The 20053-nt window shown below is 36.1% G+C and carries 18 protein-coding genes; 10 read left to right on the forward strand and 8 right to left on the reverse strand.

Annotated features, from left to right (window positions below):
- Positions 1-15 precede the first annotated feature (15 nt).
- Positions 16-1116, reverse strand: a complete 1101-nt coding sequence (locus BUE24_RS22290; protein WP_073321541.1) for a fatty acid desaturase family protein — start codon at positions 1114-1116, stop codon at positions 16-18.
- Between the two features lie 168 nt (positions 1117-1284).
- On the opposite strand from BUE24_RS22290, the gene rsmG reads away from it, so the two are divergent.
- A complete protein-coding gene (gene rsmG / locus BUE24_RS22295) occupies positions 1285-1914 on the forward strand; it encodes a 16S rRNA (guanine(527)-N(7))-methyltransferase RsmG (protein WP_073321544.1) in 630 nt (209 codons plus the stop codon).
- 5 nt (positions 1915-1919) lie between these two features.
- Here rsmG and BUE24_RS22300 read toward each other — a convergent pair whose 3' ends face one another.
- A complete protein-coding gene (locus BUE24_RS22300; protein ID WP_073321547.1) occupies positions 1920-2675 on the reverse strand; it encodes a LytR/AlgR family response regulator transcription factor in 756 nt (251 codons plus the stop codon).
- 171 nt (positions 2676-2846) lie between these two features.
- On the opposite strand from BUE24_RS22300, the gene BUE24_RS22305 reads away from it, so the two are divergent.
- Positions 2847-4154: an alpha/beta fold hydrolase gene (locus BUE24_RS22305; RefSeq protein WP_073321550.1), complete on the forward strand. Its 1308-nt coding sequence runs from the start codon at positions 2847-2849 to the stop codon at positions 4152-4154.
- 11 nt (positions 4155-4165) lie between these two features.
- Here BUE24_RS22305 and BUE24_RS22310 read toward each other — a convergent pair whose 3' ends face one another.
- The gene (locus BUE24_RS22310) at positions 4166-5047 is read right to left on the reverse strand and encodes an AraC family transcriptional regulator (RefSeq protein ID WP_084549664.1); all 882 of its coding nucleotides are present in this window, start codon (positions 5045-5047) and stop codon (positions 4166-4168) included.
- Positions 5048-5152: 105 nt separating this feature from the next.
- On the opposite strand from BUE24_RS22310, the gene BUE24_RS22315 reads away from it, so the two are divergent.
- The 4 genes from BUE24_RS22315 to BUE24_RS22330 all read left to right on the forward strand — a co-directional run bounded on the left by BUE24_RS22315 (position 5153) and on the right by BUE24_RS22330 (position 10246).
- Positions 5153-6346 carry an AGE family epimerase/isomerase gene (locus BUE24_RS22315; RefSeq protein ID WP_073321553.1) on the forward strand — a complete coding sequence of 398 codons (1194 nt, stop codon included), beginning with the start codon at positions 5153-5155 and terminating at the stop codon, positions 6344-6346.
- A 139-nt stretch (positions 6347-6485) separates the two neighbouring features.
- The gene (locus BUE24_RS22320; RefSeq protein ID WP_084549665.1) at positions 6486-7637 is read left to right on the forward strand and encodes a glycoside hydrolase family 26 protein; all 1152 of its coding nucleotides are present in this window, start codon (positions 6486-6488) and stop codon (positions 7635-7637) included.
- Positions 7638-7649: 12 nt separating this feature from the next.
- Complete coding sequence (locus tag BUE24_RS22325; protein WP_073321559.1) at positions 7650-9044, forward strand: MFS transporter; 1395 nt, start codon at positions 7650-7652, stop codon at positions 9042-9044.
- Positions 9045-9055: 11 nt separating this feature from the next.
- On the forward strand, positions 9056-10246 hold the full coding sequence (locus tag BUE24_RS22330; RefSeq protein ID WP_073321561.1) for a glycoside hydrolase family 130 protein: 1191 nt from the start codon (positions 9056-9058) through the stop codon (positions 10244-10246).
- A 16-nt stretch (positions 10247-10262) separates the two neighbouring features.
- On the opposite strand, the gene BUE24_RS22335 is transcribed toward BUE24_RS22330, so the two are convergent.
- On the reverse strand, positions 10263-10727 hold the full coding sequence (locus BUE24_RS22335; RefSeq protein ID WP_073321564.1) for a GNAT family N-acetyltransferase: 465 nt from the start codon (positions 10725-10727) through the stop codon (positions 10263-10265).
- Between the two features lie 67 nt (positions 10728-10794).
- Complete coding sequence (pruA, locus tag BUE24_RS22340) at positions 10795-12423, reverse strand: L-glutamate gamma-semialdehyde dehydrogenase (RefSeq protein ID WP_073321567.1); 1629 nt, start codon at positions 12421-12423, stop codon at positions 10795-10797.
- 170 nt (positions 12424-12593) lie between these two features.
- On the opposite strand from pruA, the gene BUE24_RS22345 reads away from it, so the two are divergent.
- Both BUE24_RS22345 and BUE24_RS22350 read left to right on the forward strand, forming a co-directional pair.
- Entirely contained in the window at positions 12594-13310 is a 717-nt protein-coding gene (locus BUE24_RS22345; RefSeq protein ID WP_073321570.1) for an NRDE family protein, read from the forward strand.
- On the forward strand, positions 13307-14308 hold the full coding sequence (locus BUE24_RS22350) for a DUF6695 family protein (protein ID WP_073321573.1): 1002 nt from the start codon (positions 13307-13309) through the stop codon (positions 14306-14308). The genes BUE24_RS22345 and BUE24_RS22350 overlap by 4 nt, the downstream gene beginning before the upstream one ends.
- Here the strand turns inward: BUE24_RS22350 and apaG are convergent.
- The 3 genes from apaG to BUE24_RS22365 all read right to left on the reverse strand — a co-directional run bounded on the left by apaG (position 14301) and on the right by BUE24_RS22365 (position 17245).
- A complete protein-coding gene (gene apaG, locus BUE24_RS22355; RefSeq protein WP_073321576.1) occupies positions 14301-14687 on the reverse strand; it encodes a Co2+/Mg2+ efflux protein ApaG in 387 nt (128 codons plus the stop codon). The two genes, BUE24_RS22350 and apaG, sit on opposite strands and share 8 nt — an antisense overlap.
- 1 nt (position 14688) lies before the next feature.
- On the reverse strand, positions 14689-15840 hold the full coding sequence (locus BUE24_RS22360; RefSeq protein WP_073321579.1) for a DUF3667 domain-containing protein: 1152 nt from the start codon (positions 15838-15840) through the stop codon (positions 14689-14691).
- Positions 15841-15976: 136 nt separating this feature from the next.
- Positions 15977-17245 (reverse strand): type IX secretion system plug protein, encoded by a 1269-nt coding sequence (locus tag BUE24_RS22365; RefSeq protein ID WP_073321582.1) that lies wholly within the window; start codon positions 17243-17245, stop codon positions 15977-15979.
- A gap of 187 nt (positions 17246-17432) precedes the next feature.
- On the opposite strand from BUE24_RS22365, the gene BUE24_RS22370 reads away from it, so the two are divergent.
- Positions 17433-18788, forward strand: a complete 1356-nt coding sequence (locus tag BUE24_RS22370; RefSeq protein ID WP_073321584.1) for a Na(+)-translocating NADH-quinone reductase subunit A — start codon at positions 17433-17435, stop codon at positions 18786-18788.
- Positions 18789-18792: 4 nt separating this feature from the next.
- Positions 18793-20052, forward strand: a complete 1260-nt coding sequence (locus BUE24_RS22375; protein ID WP_073321587.1) for an NADH:ubiquinone reductase (Na(+)-transporting) subunit B — start codon at positions 18793-18795, stop codon at positions 20050-20052.
- Position 20053: the final 1 nt, after the last annotated feature.

Genomic DNA, 20053 nt, shown 5'->3' on the forward strand with positions numbered 1-20053 from the left:
TTGGTAAATAAAAAGTTATGATTGAATTGCAGGTTCCATGCCCATTTCTTTTAAATGTTTGAAATGTGCCATGATCGCCTTGCGTGTGGTTTTGTACTCGTTATAAGGTAGGTTAAACTCTTGAGCAGTTTGCTTTACAATTTTAGAAATTTTGGTGTAATGAATATGGCTGATATGGGGAAAAATATGATGCTCTACCTGGTGGTTCAATCCTCCGGTAAACCAATTTACCAATCTGTTTTTGGTAGAAAAGTTAACTGTGGTAAATAATTGATGAATGGCCCATGTGTTTTTCATTGTGCCTGTTTGGTCAGGCATTGGCATATCAGCGCCTTCTACCATATGTGCCAATTGAAAAACAATACTAAGAATTAGACCGGCTACATAATGCATTACAAAAAAGCCAATCAGAATTTTCCACCATGCAATCGACATAATAATCATGGGGAGTACAATCCAAATCAACAGATAAATTGCTTTTGTGATCACCACCGTACTCCACTGTTTTATAGGGCTTGGTAGTTTGCCATATGCTAGTTTTCTAGCTAAATACCTTTTGGTTTGTTTGAAATCTGTCGTCAAAGCCCAGTTAAAGGTTAGTAATCCATACAAGAATATGGAGTAGTAATGCTGAAACTTGTGAAACCTTCTCCATTTGGCATGTTTGGTAAAACGAATTACTCGCCCTGCGTCCATATCTTCGTCATGTCCATGGATATTGGTATAGGTATGATGTAAGACATTGTGTTGTACCTGCCAGTTGTACACGTTTCCTGCAAGAACATACATGCTGCTTCCCATTAGCTTGTTTACCCATTTCTTTGACGAATAAGATCCGTGATTACCATCATGCATCACATTCATTCCAACTCCTGCCATTCCAACTCCCATAATTACGGTGAGTAGTAACATCCACCATTGTGAAATATTAAGTGTTAGGATCAAAAAATAAGGGGTAAGAAAAATGGAAAACATAATGATGGTTTTCAAATGTAATTTCCAGTTTCCTGTACGCTTTATGTCGTTTTCTTTGAAATACTGATTCACACGCTTATTCAACGTTCTGAAAAATTTAGAAGAATCTACTCTACTAAAACGTATATTCGGTTTAGTCATATTGTTGAGGTTTATGACTAAACGAAATTAGCCACAGTAATATTGGGTAAATTTAGGTATTTAAATTTTTTTAACTTCCTAAAAAGAAATAAAATGTATCGATTTAACATGTATTTTTGCGCTTTCATAAAGATGGATTTATTCTTAAAATAATAAAAAGGCTAAAGTGTGACTCTTATACAAAAATATTTTTCAGATTTAACAGAAGAACAACTAGATCAATTCTCAAAATTAGGTGATCTATATAGAGAATGGAATTCGAAAATTAATGTCATATCTCGCAAGGACATTGATGCCTTATATGAGCGTCATATATTACATTCTTTAGGAATTGCAAAGGTTCAAACCTTTCGGCCAGGGACTACAATATTAGATGTTGGTACAGGTGGGGGATTCCCGGGAGTTCCTTTGGCGATTATGTTTCCTGAAAGCCAATTTTATTTGGTAGATGTTATTGCAAAAAAGATTCGAGTGGTTAACGAAGTGGTAAAAGCGCTGGGACTTACCAATGTGAAAGCAGAACAAAGAAGAGCAGGTACTTTTGATGATCGCTTTGATTTTGTGGTGAGTAGAGCGGTGACCAATATGCCCGATTTTGTAAAGTGGGTACGTAAAAATATTGCCAAAAAAAGTGTACACGAATTACAAAATGGGATTCTGTATCTCAAGGGAGGTGATCTTACCGAAGAATTGGCTAGCTTTCCAAAAGCTACACAATACAATCTTTCTGATATTTTTGAAGAATCTTTTTTCGAGACCAAAAAAGTGGTGCACTTACCCTTAAAGTATAAGTTGTAAATAGGTCAAGAATCATATATGGATAGTTCTTTGATATCAAACTTGGCACCTACAGGTAATGAAGCTCCGTTATTCATCTCAACCGAGTCGTTATCATAAGATCTTAAGTGGTTAGTGTTGATAATGAAGGACTTTTGTATTCGAGCAAATTTATCGTCTTCCAATTGTTCAAGGCACTTTTTTAAACTTTGATATACCGTGATTTTTGAATGGTCTTGTAGATGATAATTAACATAGTTTCCAAGTCCTTCAATATAAACAATGTCATAAATAGCAATACGATGAGTACGTCTATTAGACTTTAATTCTATCATTTTATCAGGTATTTGTTCGTTGTTCTCCTTTTCTTTAAAATAAAGCAATAGAATATAAACCGACGAAACAAATATGATCGTTGTGTTAATCAATACAGAAGATCGAATCATTGCTGGAATATCAAATATCTTAGAAAAGACAAATTGATCAAAGTCTTCAATAAAAAAGAACATAAAAAGCCGTTGAGCGATACTAGCAAATAGTAGCAGCAATATGTAATACACAACAAATGCTATAAACTTTTTTTGCAGTAAGTATTTTGGGATTAAAAAAAGAATACAACAGTATACAGTAAGAATACGAATAGGCAGTAAAACAAATTCCAAGAAGAAAGAAGCTTTGTAATCTCCATTCTGTACCCATATTAAACTAAATAAAAGATAATAGGTAATCCAGAATACTACCTGGATAATGACTTTGTTTTTTCTGTCTAGCGTTATTGTCATAATACATTCTGTAGGGAAAAGGTGATTTGATATAAAAACCGAAGTACTTTATATAAATTAACCCTTACTACCTCCCAATCTTTTTACTATTGCTCTATCCGGAAGTAAATACGTTTATCCAGGATTTGAGCAGGTAACCTTTTAATGAATCACAAATATAAAAACTAACAAATGAAAAAAATAGGGGTATTAGTATTGGTTTTTTTTAGTATCACCACACAATGTTTATCTCAAACATTAAAAAGAAGAGCTTCGTTTGAAGCTAAAATTTCATGGCCGGATAACAAAACACCAGGAGCAAAGGTTGAAGAAATCGATGAAGGGTCTCCATTGCTTAACGCAGGTTTTAAAGTAGGAGATGTGATCATAAATGTAGATCATCGACCGGTACTTAATTCAGAAGATTGGAGTGCTATAATCTACGGGATTCGTTCTGATCAAAAAACTTATATCGTGGTCAAAAGAGGAGTTGATAAAATTAGTCATGAGGTAGTGTTAAACCCTTTGCCAAAAGAGCAGCATGATGTTTTAGATACTTTTTATGAGAGCGTAACTAGCGAATATGGAATACGCCAACGGGTAATTATTACCAAACCTAAAGGGAAAGGACCTTTTCCTGCTATTTTCTTGATTCAGGGGTTGAGTTGTTCCACAATAGAAAAATACTCGGGTAGAAGTAACAACTGGGTGCGATTAATTAAAGATTTGGCCGAGAAATCGAATATGGTTTTGGTCAGGGTAGAAAAACCAGGAGTAGGGGATAGTGAAGGAGATTGTGGGAAAACGGACTTCCAAACCGAGATTAGTGGATACGAAGCTGCGATGCAATTGCTCAAATCAAAAACGTATATCCAACAAGATAAAGTGATCGTATACGGAAATAGTATGGGGAGTGCTTTGGCTCCATATATTGCGAATCAATTTAATGCTGCAGGAGTCATATCAGATGGAACGTTTTTCAAATCCTGGTACGAGCATATGCTGGAAATAGAACGTAGAATATTAGGGATCGAGGGCAAATCTCAAAAAGAAATTTATGACTTGATGAATACAGTGTACATTCCTATCTACTATAAAATGTTGATTGAAAAGAGAAGTTATCATGATATTTTAGAGGAAAACCCGTTGTTTAAAAAATATCACAGGCATGGTCCTTTCCATATGTATGGCCGTCCTGTTGAATATTACCATCAGGTACAAGATTTTAATTTTGCTTTCGAATGGCAGAAAATAAAAGTGCCAGTTAGAATTCGATGGGGGACTAATGATTGGATTATGACCGAGAATGATAATGATATGATCATAGCTCTTTTAGAAAAATCAAATCATAAGGATCATCAACTCTATAAATATCCAAAGTTAGATCATTGGTCAACGATTCATCCGGATTACGGTTCAAGTTTTAATTTTAAACCTGGAAAATGGGAAGATAAAATCAGCCAGCAAATTATTGATTGGGCATGGGAAATGGTGAAATGATTCGTGCAAGGCTATAAAACCTTTTTGACACCTTCGAAGTTTTTGATGTATTCTGTAGGGGTGCAGTTTTTTCGGGACTTGAAGATGCGATTAAAATTTGATACATTATTGAAGCCAGCTTTGTAAGCGATTTCTGCAATGGATTCATCATTCTCTAATAACCATTGAGAGGCAAAACCAATACGAACATCGTTAAGATAGTCTATAAAAGTTTTGCCTGTTCTTTTCTTTATGAAACGACTAAAGGAGACTTCTGTCATATTTACTAGTGCTGCTACGTCTTTAACTTTAAGTTTTTCCCTGAAATTTTCTTTAACATACTCATTGATGACTTTGATTTTTTCGCTATTGTGAAAATTTTCCGTGGTAGGAGAATAGGAGGACAACTTCTTTTGACCTTCAGAAATAGCCAGAAAATGCAATAAAGAAATAAAAGAAAGAAAGTATTCGAGGCCTTCTAATTTTGATAAGTTCCTGATTTTAGAATATGCAGCGATTGCTGTTTCTCTAGAAAAAAGGATCCCATAAAAAGAGTCTTCAATTAGTTTTTTTATGGGCTTCATTAGGGATCTGTTCAACAATGAATCCTGCAAAAGATTGTCATGAAATTGAAGTGTGATCTCATGAATTTCCTTTTGTTTACAGTTATGTAGTGTCCACCCATGAAATAGATTAGGCCCTATAAGAACTAATTCGTAATCTTCGATGTCTTGCATATGATCACCAATGATTCTTTGAACTCCTTTACCGTTATGAATGAAATTAAGTTCGAATTCAGGATGAAAGTGAACAGGAAAATCAAAATCATCTTTGATTCTATCAAATACAAGAAAACAATCGCTCGCCGTAAGCGGGGTGATTTCTCTATGAATATCTTGTTCCAAAAGCTTCATCTACGGAATAGGATTAGTAATTGACTAAATAGTGTCAAAATCTAAAAATAATATAAAATAGTTTTGAACTGTCTATAAGATAGTAATTATTAATTCTATACTAATATGAGGATTGCTTTGCAAGAATTAAAAGAAGCTACAAAAAAAGAACTTGCCCATATTTTGAAATATTGGGAAGAACATACCTTAGATACCAAATACGGAGGATTTATTGGTCATATAACATATCCGGATCAAAAGAAACCATTAAGTAATAAAGGGATCATACTCAATTCAAGAATTTTATGGACTTTTTCAGCAGCTTCTAACTTTTACAAAGACAACCGGTATGAGTTACTGTGCCAAAGAAGTTTTGATTATCTCAAAACCTATTTTAGGGATACGGAGTATGGAGGAGTTTTTTGGGAGCTAAACTACAAAGGAGAAGTTGTACATGCCAAAAAGCAAGTCTATGCACAAGCTTTTATGATATATGCCCTATCTGAATATTATCTGTTTTCTAAAAATAAAGAAAGTAAAACATGGGCGATCGAGATTTTTAACTTGATAGAAAATCATGCGCTAGATCATCAAGATGGAGGGTATATCGAAGCCTTTGATCAACAATGGAATCAGATCGAAGATATGCGATTGAGTGAGAAAGATGATAATACTGCCAAAACTATGAATACTCATCTTCATTTGTTGGAAGCGTATACCGTGTTTTTTAAAATTTATCCAGAGAATCAAGTCAAAGAGGCGATCAAGAAATTAATCCATCTTTTTTTGAATGTGTTTTTGGACAAGATCGGGCATTTTAATCTGTTTTTTGATGAGAAATGGAACCTGAAAAGTAACATTTATTCGTACGGCCATGATATTGAAGCAGCATGGTTGCTGGTAGAAGCTGCGGTGGCAATTCAGGATGAAAAAATAATCGATCAGGTAAAAAATGCTGCGATTAAAATAGCAGATCGATTTATGCAGGTGGCTATCGATGATGATGGAGGTGTAATGAATGAAGAAAACTATGTTGCCGGAGATATAGATAAAGATAGGCATTGGTGGCCTCAAGCTGAAGGTATGATTGGTTTGTATTACGCGTACCAAATTACAGGAGAACAGAGGTACCTCGAAACCGCGAAAAGGATTTGGGAATTCATTACTTCAAAAATGATCGACCAAAAGTATGGAGAATGGTTTTGGCGCATAGATGCGAACGGGCATCATAATCCAAAGGATGAAAAAGTAGGGATGTGGAAATGTCCATATCATAATAGTAGGGCGTGTATGCAATTGCATCTTTATGATGTGTATTAAAAACCAGGGAAAAGCACAATTTAGTAGAGTGCTCCTAGGATTCGTATAGGAATTGATAAAATAGTATTACACAACTTTTTTCATCAGCACTATTTTTACCATGCTCTTGGTTAAAAGGTAATTATATAACCTGATTTAAATGATGAAAAAAAATAGTTGGGATATTCAAGATGTTCATCGTGTTGCAAATGTTGTAGCAGTAATCATGTTTGCATTGTGGCTTCAGTCCTGTGGCTCATCCCGATCAATGCGACAAAAAAATAAGTTAGTGGATACCAAGGCAACTGCTAAAACACATTACTTGTTTAATCGGATAAAGGAAATTCCTAAAAAAGGGTATGCCTTTGGTCACCAGGATGCAACGGCTTACGGTATTAATTGGAAAAATGATGGAGATACTTACCAAAGTGATGTGCAACAAGTGTCTGGAGACTTCCCCGGAGTGTATGGTTTTGAAATTGGCCATATAGAGCTGGGGAATCAACACAATCTGGATACTGTGAATTTTGAGGTAATGAGGAACTTGATTAGGAAAGCTCATAAAGATAAAGGCATTATTACCATTAGTTGGCATCCCAATAATCCTATGTCTGGTAAAAGTAGTTGGGATACTACCTCAACCGTAAAACAAATCCTGAAAGGAGGAGTGTTATACGATAGTTACAAAGAGTATTTGGCAAAAGTAGCCTTGTTTTTGAAGAAGTTAGATGGTTTTTGGCAAAGTGATATTCCTGTGGTATTTCGTCCATTTCACGAGATGAATGGAGATTGGTTTTGGTGGGGGAGTTCAAGTTGCAGCCCTGAAGAGTATAAAAAACTATGGAGAGAAACGGTAGCCATATTAAGTAATGAATTGAAGGTGCACAATATTTTATATATGTACTCTCCGAATCTTTTAAAAAAAGAAGAAGAGTTTTTGAGGTACTACCCGGGGGATGATTATGTAGATCTCTTAGGTGTTGATGTATATCAGTATACTACTGATGTTGAATATATGGAAATCTTAAAACGTAATCTCGAGGTTTTAAAAGCGATAGCGGTAAAGAAAAACATGCCTTATGCACTTTCTGAAGCGGGGCACGAGAAATTAGATAGCTCTGAAAACTGGTGGACAGAGATTCTGGATAAAAGTATATCGAATACGGGGATATCGTGGGCATTATTTTGGAGAAATGCTCGAGAAAGTCATTTTTATGTCCCTTTTCAAGGGCAAAAGACTAGTGAAAATTTCAAAGCGTATAGAAAACTACCTCATGTGTTGTTTTTAGAAGAAATAAGTAATATCAAATAAGTGTCATGGGATATGCAACGATTAAAGTTTAAAGAGAAAGTTGGATACGGATTAGGAGATTTTGCATCGTCAATGTTCTGGAAACTATTTTCGATGTATCTGTTATTTTTCTATACCGATGTTTTCGGAATTTCTGCAGCGGCAGTAGGAACTATGTTTTTACTTACTAGAGTATTCGATGGAGCAAATGATCCCATAATGGGGATCATTGCCGATAGAACCAATACCAAATGGGGGAAATTCAGACCCTATTTGCTGTGGATGGCAATTCCATTTGCAATAATCGGTACGCTTACCTTTACAACACCAGGTTTTACGGGAACAGGTAAACTAATATACGCTTATGTTACTTATACGCTTATGATGATTGTGTATACCTCGGTCAATGTTCCTTATGCCTCTTTGTTAGGTGTAATGACCTCTAATCTTAAAGACAGAACGGCTTTATCTACATATCGATTTGTTTTTGCTTTTGCCGGAAGTATTTTAGTTCTTGCTTTTGCAGAACCATTGGTAAGTGTTTTTAGTACAACAGATACCGGGGTTATAAATGATCAACTAGGATGGCAGTATACTGTCTTGATTTATGCCGTCATTGCTGCGATTTTGTTCTATTTCACGTTCTATCTTACCAGAGAACGGATTACACCACCTAAAGAACAGAGACACTCTTTAAAAGCAGACCTTTCGAATCTATTAAAAAATAAGCCCTGGTTTATTCTCCTGGGAGCGGGAGTGTGTTCTTTGATTTTTAATTCTTTAAGAGACGGATCTGCAATCTATTATTTCAAATATTACTTTGATACACAAGAGGCGTTTCAATTTCCTCTTTTAAAAGTAGATGTAACATATAGTACCTTATATCTGGTACTTGGTCAGGCAGCGAATATTGTTGGAGTGATTTTGGCCAAACCTATATCTGATAAAATAGGAAAAAAAGCTACGTTCTTGTTTGCTATGGCCTTAGCATCAGTATTAAGTTGTGTTTTCTTTTGGTTTGAAGAAGGTGATCTGGAGTTGATATTTGTATTTCAGTTTTTGATTAGCACCTGCGCAGGAATTATATTTCCTCTGTTATGGTCGATGTATGCAGATATTGCCGATTTCTCAGAGTGGAAAACAGGAAGACGTGCAACCGGACTTATATTTTCTTCATCCTCTATGTCTCAAAAACTAGGATGGACTTTGGGAGGTGCTTTAACAGGTTGGTTATTGGCTTATTATGGATTTGAAGCAAATGCTGTACAAAGCGAAGAAGCAAAAACAGGAATTCGAATGATGTTAAGTTTTGCTCCTGCGATCGGTGCATTGCTTTCTGCGCTATTTATATATTTCTACAAGCTTGATGATGCGTTAATTTTTGATATTAATAAAGAACTCACTGAAAGAAGAAATACCACCAACTAAAAACAATTGTAATGATTAACGAACCAAAGAAATCAATATCAAGACGTTTTGAAGCTTTACTACGACAACATAAAGAGTTAGTTCAACAACCAAATGCTATTATCCAATCTGGAAATGGTATTGTTTCAAGGTATCAGAATCCAATACTCACTGCAAAACATGCACCTTTGCATTGGCGTTATGATTTAAATCCAGAAACCAATCCATTTTTTTTAGAACGTATAGGAGTTAATGCAACATTTAATGCAGGAGCAATCAAATGGGGAGACAATTATGTGCTTTGCGTTCGTGTAGAAGGATATGATAGAAAATCTTTTTTTGCTATTGCTGAAAGCCCTAACGGGATTGATAATTTCAAGTTTTGGGACGAGCCTGTGGTGATGCCTCAAACCGATAACCCAGAAATCAACGTTTATGATATGCGTCTGATCGCGCATGAAGATGGCTGGATTTATGGGGTTTTTTGTGCAGAACGAAAAGATCCTAATGCTCCGGCAGGCGATGTTTCTAGTGCAATAGCCAGTGCAGGAATTGCTCGCACAAAGGATCTTAAGAATTGGGAAAGATTACCGGATTTAGTTACTCCTTCGAACCAACAAAGAAATGTGGTGTTACACCCAGAATTTGTAAATGGGAAGTATTGTTTGTATACACGCCCCCAGGATGGTTTTATTGAAACTGGAAAAGGGGGAGGGATAGGAATAGGGTATACCCATTCTATGGAACAGGCTGTAATAGAAAAAGAGGAAGTTATTTTTGATAAAAAATTCCACACGGTTTATGAGTTGAAAAATGGACTTGGTCCAGCTCCGCTAAAAACCGATGAAGGATGGCTTCATTTGGCACATGGAGTAAGGAATACGGCAGCAGGACTTCGATATGTGTTGTACATGTTTATGACAGATTTGGAGGATATTACCAAAGTAATTCATTATCCAGGAGGATATTTTATGGCTCCCAATGATCAAGAAATCATAGGGGACGTAGGAAATGTATTGTTCTCAAATGGTTGGATAAAAGATCCCGATGGTACCGTCTATATCTACTACGCTTCTTCAGATGTGCGTATGCATGTTGCCACTTCAACCATAGATGTATTGGTGGATTATTGTAAAAATACACCAGCCGATTCATTTACCAGTGCAGGATCAGTGGATAGCATATTAAAACTCATCAAAAAAAATAGAGAATTCGAAATGTAAGTCTTTATTTCTTTGGTTATTCGCCTTTTAAATTTAGACGCATTTCAATTAGATGTTTTTCAAATCCAGCTTTCTCATAGGCTCTTATGGCTCTTGGGTTTTTTTCATAAACTGTCAGTCGAACTTCTTCCAGATTTTTGGTTGCAAACCAATCGCATAAATACTGGATTATAGCTTGACTCACTCCCATCCCGCGATAGGCATCTTTTACATACATAAATCCTATGTATCCTAATTGCTTTTGTTTGAAAAATGATTTCCGATTTCGTATTTGTCCATACCCACTTCCAACAATTTCTCCATCAATTTCTGCAACAGCTACTTCTGTATGATCGGAGGTTACATATGCACCAATGTCATAATAACTGATAGCTTCTTTTTGTTTCAGAGTTACATCCATAGGGCGCTCGGCCTCAATGATTTTTTGTTCAAAATCGAGTAAAATAGGAAGTTCTTCAATAGTAGCTGATCTGATAATCATGATGTTTTTTATAAGAAGGGTTAAAAAAAGCGCCAATTGGCGCTTTTTAAATTTATAAGATATGTGGTTATTCTCCTAAGAAAGGATATCTGTAATCCGATGGGGATACGAATGTTTCCTTAATCGTTCTAGGAGATACCCAACGTAATAAGTTCAAATAAGAACCTGCTTTGTCATTGGTTCCAGAAGCTCTTGCTCCACCAAAAGGTTGTTGTCCTACAACGGCTCCAGTTGGTTTGTCATTGATATAGAAGTTTCCTGCACAATTTTCAAGTGCTTTGGTCGCTTCTGCAGCAGCATAACGATCCGTAGAGAATATGGCACCTGTAAGTGCATATTCGCTGGTTCCATCTACTAATGTTAACATGCTATTCCAATCGCTATCTTCATACACATAAATAGTGATTACAGGACCAAAAAGTTCTGTACACATAGTCGTGTATTTTGGATCCTTTGTTACAATTACAGTTGGCTCTACAAAGTATCCTTTGGATTTGTCATAACCTCCACCGGCTATAACCTCTGCATCACTATCGTTTTTAGCTTGATCGATGTATTTGGCTAATTTGTCAAAAGACCCTTCGTGAATAACCGCAGTAATGAAGTTACTCATATCTTCAGGACTTCCCATTTTGAAAGATTTGATATCTTCCTGAACATATTTTTTAACATCTGCCCATAAGCTTTGTGGGATATAAGCTCTGGAAGCTGCACTACATTTTTGACCTTGGAATTCAAAAGCTCCTCTAGAAATACCAGTAGCCACTTGTTTGGCATTAGCACTTGGGTGGGCAACGATAAAGTCCTTTCCTCCAGTCTCACCAACGATTCTTGGGTAGGTTTTATAATTGTGGATATTGGTTCCAATTTTACTCCAAATATCTTTAAAGACATGAGTACTACCGGTAAAGTGGATACCTGCAAAATCTGGACTTGCCAAAACAGTATCTGTGATCATTACAGGATCTCCATAAACTACGTTGATTACTCCATCAGGTACTCCAGCTTCTTTAAAAATATCTACAATCACTTTTGCAGAGTAAATCTGGCTATCACTTGGTTTCCAAACCACAGTATTACCCATCAATGCAGCACTGGCAGGAAGGTTCCCTGAGATCGCTGTAAAGTTAAATGGTGTTATGGCATAAACAAACCCTTCAAGTGGTCTGTACTCTAATCGGTTCCAAGCACCAGAAGTAGAATCTGGCTGGTCCTCATAGATTTGTGTCATATATTCCACATTGAATCGCAAAAAGTCGATAAACTCACATGCAGCATCGATTTCTGCCTGAAAGATATTCTTAGACTGCGCAAGCATTGTGGCAGCATTTATTTTTGCACGGTAAGGCCCTGCAATTAACTCGGCAGCTCTCAAAAATACCGCTGCACGTTGTTCCCAAGGCAAATTGGCCCATTTTTTTCTTGCTTCAAGAGCAGTATCAATAGCTTGTTGAATATGCTTTTTTTCAGCTTTATGATACGTCCCAAGTATATGTTTGTGATCATGAGGAGGAGACATAGTAGCTGTATCGCCAGTGGTAATCTCTTCTCCGTTTATATATAAAGGAACATCTATAGTTTCATTATACATTTTTTTATAGGTGGCCAGAACCTCTTCGCGCTCAGGAGTGCCTGGAGCATATGATTTTACGGGTTCGTTAATGGCAGTAGGAACTTGAAAAAAACCTTTTCCCATGATAAGAAGTGTTATTATAGTTATTAAGATGTGTTATTTAACGAGTTAGTTAAATTAGATGGCAAAGATAGAAAATTAAAAAGGGTATTATCCATTTTAACCTTTTATAAACATTGTGGAGTATGTATTTTTTTTTGTAAGTTGTGGAATATTTAGCCGACCCAAAATTTATGTGTACAGTAACATTAATTCCAACTCAAGAAAATAATTTTATTCTTACCTCAAATCGTGATGAGGCTATAAATCGAAAAACGCTGTTGCCAGAGTTCTATCAAATAAATGGGACGAGAATGCTTTTTCCAAAAGATGCAGTTGCGGGAGGTACCTGGATAGGGGTAAGCGATAAAAATACAATGATTTGTTTGCTTAACGGTGGTTTTGAAATCCATGAAAGAATGGTTTCTTACCGACAGAGTAGAGGGGTCGTAGTTAAAGATCTATTAGAGGCTGAAGATCTTGAAAATGCAATAGCAACGTATAACTTAAAGGGGATAGAGCCATTTACTATCGTAGCTGCCAATTGGAGTGCAGATCTATTACTGCTTGAGCTAGTGTGGGACGGCAAGAAAAAACATGTGAGAAAATTAGAAAAAGAGACTCATATTTGGTCGTCATCTACGCTTTATACAAAAGAAATGAAGAACATAAGGGAAGACTGGTTCGGAACTTTTGAAGAAGAAAATGTTTTGAGTTCAGATACCTTATTAGATTTTCATAAAAATGCAGGTGTAGGCGATAAAGATGTAGATCTTCAGATTGATCGAGGTTTCTTGAAAACCCGAAGTATTACGCAAGTAGTAAAAAATGAAGAAGAACTTTCTATGCGCTACGAAAACCTACAAGACAGTGAGGTGAGTACGATTATTTTTGAGGCAATAACTGCGTGAAATATACAGGTAAAATAATTTCTCTTGCTTTTCCTGATACCTTTGTTCGATATTCTGACGAATCTGTATTGCAATTACTTCCAATATTTGGTTTAGGAAGGAACAGATATATCAAAGCCGGACATGCGGCATTTGTATTAATAGAAAATTCGACAGGAAGAGCTGAATACTATGATTTTGGGAGGTATATCACACCTCAAGGTTATGGTAGGGTTCGCAGTGCAATTACTGATGTAGAGCTCGAAATCCCTTTCAAAGCCATATTAGATACAGAACACAATCTTGAAAATTTAAAAGAATTTTTAGTTTGGCTAGAAGCAAATCCACACAAAACTCATGGTAGTGGACGTTTGGTAGCATCGGTATGTGATTTTATTGATTATGAAAAAGCTCGAGCGTATGTGCTTTCGGTACAAGGAAAAGGAAGTATTCCTTATAAAGCTTTTGGTAAAGAAGGGAGTAATTGCTCTAGAATCGTTACGGATACCATTCTGGCAGGAACGGATCATCATAAAATCAGAAAGCCATTACTTCGAAACAAGAGGTTTACTCCCAGTACGGTTGGGAACGTAGAAAAGTCATCTGTTCATAATCCGATTTATGAAGTAATTGAAGGAGAGGTTAAGGAGTACAAGGGGTCAGCATTCAAAGAAAATATGACGAATTATTTTGATAAAAATGTTCCAAGCCCTGATAATCATACGTCTGGAAATGATAAGAAACCTGAGCATTTAGAAGATGCCTGCTTTTTGTCGGGAACAGGAAGTAGTGCTTATTTTAAGCTTAGGATACCCGAAAATCATTATAATTTGTATGAAATTATGCGATTTGATGAATATGGAGAAGAAGATTTCAAAGGGCTGTTTGAAGCAGAAAAATCAGCATTTGATATTACTCAAACATATCGATTTGTATACGATTCAAATTGTAAATATTGCCATATAGAACAAAATGGGGAAAAAATAAGGTTTGATCTGGTAGAGAGAATCGTTAATTAAGTGCAAAAGGAGCATATAATTTGAAGCCAGGAATCATTACTTTAAATTTCCGTGTGGAAGTAAAATTAACCATGTTGTAATGGCCTTTCATAGCTCCAAAGGGAGAACTTAGTAAACATCCGCTATTATAAGTGTGGGATTCTCCAGGTTTTAACACTGGTTTTTTTCCTATTACGCCTTCTCCTTCTACAATTTCAGTATTGTTTAACGCATCTTTGATTTCCCAAAAACGGGAGGTAAGTTGAACAGAATCTTTACTTTGATTTTCAATAGTAATCTTGTAACCAAAGGCAAAATGGATCTTATAGTTCTTATAGAACGTACCCTCAAAGGTGGTATCCACCGAAATTTTTATGCCTCGAGTTATTTGTTGAACCATACTAAAAAATGAAAATCGATCCTACCAAAGTAATCGCAGATCCTATACTTGCTAATATAAAAAATAAAACGTTTACTAACAGAAATTTAACAATAGTTTTGAATCTTCCTTGATTGTAAAATTTACGCATGGCTTTATAGAGGTAAAACAAGAATAATAAAAGGGTGATACCTATGGCAGAACTGTGTATGATTTGACCAATTAATATAGATATTCCTATCAAAATAAAAAATACGGTTTGTGTATGAAAAGTAAACACCAAATGTTCCATATAAGTATAGGATCTTCTGATATATACAAACCATATGGCAAGAGCAAAGAACGGCAGAAAGAAAAAGATGATAAAAGGTAATTTACTAAAGATAAACTTCCATAATTCTATACCGTAATTATCGTTTATGTTATTGGTTTTCTTAACCCGATTGTAAATGTATTTATTCAATCGATTTTCATCGTGCTTGAGGTCTGCTAGTGCTTTAAAAGTAGATTTCTCTTCTGTTTTTTCATAATGATCATCATACATCTTGAAGAGTTTGAATGGTCTAGAGAAAAAACCAATACTATCGATTTGAGATTGTGTGTAATAGGCAACTTCCTTAGGTTTGTCATTTTTGAGTGCGGATAAATTAAGGCTGTCTGCTTGTAAAATGGCGGTTTTGATCTTTTCTCTCTCTGAAACGGGAATACCTCTTGTTTCAGAGATTTGTTCTGCAACCCTTTGTTTTACTGAGTCAGGAACATTCATGCCTTCTTCTATTTCTGACAAGGTGGCTTTGGTTTTGGTGACGTCTTCTTCAATATTTGATTTGAATTTGTCAAAATCAATAAACAATCCATTAATGATGAAAAAGATGATCGAAACGCTCAAGTAAAATCGAAAAGGATTAGCGTATTTCACCCGTTTTCCATTGATGTATTCTTTGGAAATTTTTCCAGGGCTAAATAAGAGTGCAATGATAGTATGCCTTAATCTTGAATCATAGGAGAAAATACTAGCAAAAAACTCATTAAAAAAATCTTTGAAGGAGAGTTGTTTTGTGGTGTTTGCCTGGCCGCAGTTATGGCAGTATTTATCCACCATATCCAATGGTACTCCACAGTTTAGACATTCATTTCCTCTATACTTTTTTAGAAATCTCCCCTTGTTTTTCATGTAAGAAATGTGTTACTGGGGTCTAAAATAAAGGTTTTATGTTAATTATTTGTTATTTCACGCCTTGATAAGGTGGGAGTTCAGTTTCGCAGGCTTCTTATTATGCTCAGTTAGAGGGCAGATTTATTTCAAAAGATTAGTTGGTAATGTTTGCAGAATTTCCTATCCCTTTCCCAATGGCTCTATCGTAGCGCGTTGCCGGTGCTCTGTAGTAAGGGATAACAATATATTCATTCTCAGTTTCGTCGAAGTTACCACTCACAAAACCAGGATCGATACTCCCATCGGGGCGAACTAGTACATATTTGTAGTTGTAAAATCCTTGTTTGAATAACTTCTTTAGGAAATAATAACCACTTTCTTGGTCGTATTCCAAGCGAGTAGATTCATCCAAAGTGTAGTTATTGAAATTTCCGTAGATATGAAGCTCACCTCCTTCTAAGGGTTCGTAGCATTCTAATGCAAAGTGTATCCAGGCATAATCAGCTTCTACATTATTGTTGTCTGCATTTAGATTACGGACTACAAAATTCCCATTGATATCGGGATTGTAAGTGTATCGTCGGTTTGCGCGAACAACGTCTCGATACAAATAATTATGGTAAATATTATTGAGTTCGATACGTTCGATATCTGCAGTAGAGGCTCTTATTTCCTTATTGTCGAAAGCCAAAAATTCGTTGCCACCCCAAAAAGCCGATTCCTGATCGTATTTGTATACCAAAGAGTTTGCGATGGTGAATTGAGGAATCAAATCAGTAATGGATTGTTTGATGTCGTTGTTTTGCATCACCAGAGTCTTTACCGTTCTTTTAGGGTCTCTCAGGATTTCTCTGGGAGAATTTATTTCAAATTGAACAGATTGTTTGGTGTTGATAAAGTTGAGGTCACGAGATCTTTTGGTGTATACCTTAACGGTAGTTAAGGGTTCGTAGATGATGAATTTTCTGGAGAATACGACGTCTTCATCATCATTATATATTTCCAGTAGGTAGTTACCACTCACTTTTAAGCCTCGTGTATCCTGATTAGGAATTTCCAAAGTATAATGACTATACATTTGTAAGGTATTGAAGGAGTTTTCGTAATCCACTATTCGGATTTCATCAAAGCCATCCATGAACTCGTTTTTATATAACACGGATGGAGTCCAATCAAAATCATAATGTGTGATACGATAATAGTAATCAGCTTCATCTCCATTAACATCATCAAAAGAGATTTGGATCGGATCCCCTAATTTGATGATAGGGATTCCTGCAAATTCTTGGTCCCCAGAAAATTGAATGGTTTTGATGTAATCTGCAGTGGGTGCTTCATCAATCGGAGATTGAGAAATAATGATTTGATGGATCCCAATAAACAGAATGAATAGCGCTAACGCTTGCTTATTTATTTTTAACATTTTGGCTTTGTTCTGGATGTAAATATAACAAAATGTATGCCTAACAGATAAAAGGAGTTTTTGTTCACCAAAAAAGCTTATTTAGAATTGTTATAAATAAAATCTTATAACATAACCTGCTTTCACTTACGTGTTTTAATTAGTAAATTTGCACGATTTTTTTAGTTAATTAACATAGACTACAAATATGTCAAAAGACATTCGTATCAGAAAGGGCTTAGACATTAAGCTTGTTGGCGAAGCAGAAAAGAAAACTGTAAACGCTATCAGAAGTAATGTTTACGCAATTAAGCCTGACGATTTTCACGGTATCGTACCAAAAGTTATTGCAAAACAAGGTACAGAAGTTAAGGCCGGCGAACCACTTTTCCACTCTAAATCTAATGAAAATATACTTTTTCCTTCACCAGTAAGTGGAGAGATAGTTGAAATTGTGCGTGGCGCCAAAAGAAAAATCTTAGCCTTTAAGATTTTGGGAGATAAGGAACAAAAATTTGCTGATTTTGGCACCAAAGATGTCAATGCAATGAGCGGCGAAGAAGTAAAAAGCCACTTGTTGTCATCGGGATGTTGGCCATTTATCAAGCAAAGACCTTATGATGTAATCGCAAATCCAGATGTTGCTCCAAAGGCAATCTTTGTGTCTGGATATGCTACAGCACCTTTGGCTGCAGATTTGGATTATGTTCTAGAAGGAAAGGAAAATGAACTGCAAGTAGCATTAACTGCCTTGAGCAAGTTGACCGAAGGACAAGTACATGTTTCTGTAGGGAAGCAAAGTAATTCTCCACTTTCAAACCTTAATAATGTAACACTACATAAAGTTTCTGGGCCGCACCCGGCAGGAAACGTAAGTGTGCAAATCGCCAAGATTGATCCTATTAATAAGGGAGAGGTAGTTTGGGTAGTAAATCCACAGGATCTTGTAATCATTGGGGAATTATTACTAACAGGTAAATTTAATGCCGAAAGAACGATAGCTCTTGTGGGGTCTTCTGTAAAGAAACCTCAATATTACAAAACGGTTATTGGAACAGAAGTTTCTACTATGGTGTACGATTCTGGAGTTCATGATGAAAGTAATATCAGAGTGATAAGTGGTGATGTATTAACTGGTGAAAATGTAAAACCTGACGGATATTTGGGATACTATCACAATACGATCTCAATCATTCCAGAAGGTGATGATTACGAATTTTTTGGTTGGAACAAACCAATTTTCAATAAAATATCTCCATCAAGAGCACTAACATTCTCTTGGTTGTTCCCAAATAAAAAGTACTCGTTGAATACCAATACCAATGGTGAGCATAGAGCATTTGTGGTAACAGGAAGTTACGAAAATGTTTTCCCGTTGGATATTTATCCATTACAGTTGTTGAAGGCTTGTATGGTAAATGATTTGGACGCGATGGAACAACTAGGAATGTACGAGGTAGCTCCAGAAGATTTTGCTCTTACAGAGTTCGTATGTGTGTCAAAACAACCGCACCAACAGATAATTAGAGAAGGATTGGACCTAATGTTAAAAGAAATAGGATAGTGCTATGGGATTAAAAGATAAATTACATAAACTAAAACTTAAATATAAAGGGAAGAAGATGGCCCCTGCATTTAATGCAATCCATACCTTTTTGTATTTACCTAACGAAACTACCCATTCGGGATCTCACGTTCGTGCAGCCGATGATTTGAAACGTACGATGAATACGGTAATTATGTCCTTACTACCATGTTTGATATTTGGTATGTTTAACGCCGGTTATCAGCATCATTTGGCCTTAGGAGAAATTCAAGCAGTTTCTGGAGGATTCTTAAGTGCAGAGTTCTGGACTTTGGATAACCTTATAGTAGGGCTTTGGGAAGTACTGCCTTTGGTTGTGGTATCTTACGGAGTTGGTCTTGCAGTAGAATTCGTTTTTGCTGTAATCAAAGGTCATGAAGTAGAAGAAGGATACTTGGTTACAGGAATGCTAGTTCCGTTAATCGTACCAGTAGATACACCTCTTTGGATGTTGGCGGTAGCTGTTGTTTTTGGAGTAGTAATCGGTAAAGAAGTGTTTGGAGGAACAGGAATGAATATTCTTAACCCTGCACTTACGATTAGAGCATTTTTATTCTTTGCGTATCCTACCTGGATGTCTGGAGACAAGGTGTGGGTGCACGGAGCTGTAGAGAGAGCTAATGAAATCGCAGGAGGAGCTCAATTGGATGCTATTTCTGGAGAAACTATTTTAGGTGGTTTGGCACAAGGAAAAGAGATCTTAGCACAAACTGCATCTCACGGCAAAGAAGTAACTTACTCTATTGCTGATGCGTTTTATGGCTTCATACCAGGATCTGTGGGAGAAACTTCGGCTATCTTGATATTGTTAGGAGGATTATTCTTGATTTTTACCAAAATAGGAAGCTGGAGAATTATGGTGAGTGCTGTTCTTGGAGCACTTATCATGGGGCTTATTTTTAACGGAATCACTAATGCAGGATGGATTGCAGAATCAAGTAAGTTCTATGCATTAATGGATCTTGAATTCTGGAAACACCTAATCGTTGGTGGTATTGCGTTTGGTATTGTATTTATGGCAACCGATCCGGTAACCGCTTCACAAACCAATAAAGGAAAATGGATTTATGGATTTTTGATTGGATTCATTTCAATTTTGATTCGAGTATTCAATCCGGCATATCCAGAAGGAGTATTCTTAGCAATCTTACTGATGAATGTATTTGCTCCTACTATTGATCACTATGTGGTACAAGGTAATGTGAAGAAAAGAATGAAACGTTTAAAACTTAAAACTGCTTAAT

The organism is Aquimarina spongiae (genome assembly GCF_900141785.1).
GTDB classification, from domain to species: Bacteria; Bacteroidota; Bacteroidia; order Flavobacteriales; family Flavobacteriaceae; genus Aquimarina; species Aquimarina spongiae.

What these genes read in the sequence shown, in the direction of transcription:
- BUE24_RS22290 (WP_073321541.1), bottom strand. Translation starts at nt 1,116, where the DNA reads ATGACTAAACCGAATATACGTTTTAGTAGAGTAGATTCTTCTAAATTT.
- BUE24_RS22300 (WP_073321547.1), bottom strand. Translation starts at nt 2,675, where the DNA reads ATGACAATAACGCTAGACAGAAAAAACAAAGTCATTATCCAGGTAGTA.
- BUE24_RS22305 (WP_073321550.1), top strand. Translation starts at nt 2,847, where the DNA reads ATGAAAAAAATAGGGGTATTAGTATTGGTTTTTTTTAGTATCACCACA.
- BUE24_RS22310 (WP_084549664.1), bottom strand. Translation starts at nt 5,047, where the DNA reads ATGAAGCTTTTGGAACAAGATATTCATAGAGAAATCACCCCGCTTACG.
- BUE24_RS22315 (WP_073321553.1), top strand. Translation starts at nt 5,153, where the DNA reads ATGAGGATTGCTTTGCAAGAATTAAAAGAAGCTACAAAAAAAGAACTT.
- BUE24_RS22320 (WP_084549665.1), top strand. Translation starts at nt 6,486, where the DNA reads ATGATGAAAAAAAATAGTTGGGATATTCAAGATGTTCATCGTGTTGCA.
- BUE24_RS22325 (WP_073321559.1), top strand. Translation starts at nt 7,650, where the DNA reads ATGCAACGATTAAAGTTTAAAGAGAAAGTTGGATACGGATTAGGAGAT.
- BUE24_RS22330 (WP_073321561.1), top strand. Translation starts at nt 9,056, where the DNA reads ATGATTAACGAACCAAAGAAATCAATATCAAGACGTTTTGAAGCTTTA.
- BUE24_RS22335 (WP_073321564.1), bottom strand. Translation starts at nt 10,727, where the DNA reads ATGATTATCAGATCAGCTACTATTGAAGAACTTCCTATTTTACTCGAT.
- pruA (WP_073321567.1), bottom strand. Translation starts at nt 12,423, where the DNA reads ATGGGAAAAGGTTTTTTTCAAGTTCCTACTGCCATTAACGAACCCGTA.
- BUE24_RS22345 (WP_073321570.1), top strand. Translation starts at nt 12,594, where the DNA reads ATGTGTACAGTAACATTAATTCCAACTCAAGAAAATAATTTTATTCTT.
- apaG (WP_073321576.1), bottom strand. Translation starts at nt 14,687, where the DNA reads ATGGTTCAACAAATAACTCGAGGCATAAAAATTTCGGTGGATACCACC.
- BUE24_RS22360 (WP_073321579.1), bottom strand. Translation starts at nt 15,840, where the DNA reads ATGAAAAACAAGGGGAGATTTCTAAAAAAGTATAGAGGAAATGAATGT.
- BUE24_RS22365 (WP_073321582.1), bottom strand. Translation starts at nt 17,245, where the DNA reads ATGTTAAAAATAAATAAGCAAGCGTTAGCGCTATTCATTCTGTTTATT.
- BUE24_RS22370 (WP_073321584.1), top strand. Translation starts at nt 17,433, where the DNA reads ATGTCAAAAGACATTCGTATCAGAAAGGGCTTAGACATTAAGCTTGTT.
- BUE24_RS22375 (WP_073321587.1), top strand. Translation starts at nt 18,793, where the DNA reads ATGGGATTAAAAGATAAATTACATAAACTAAAACTTAAATATAAAGGG.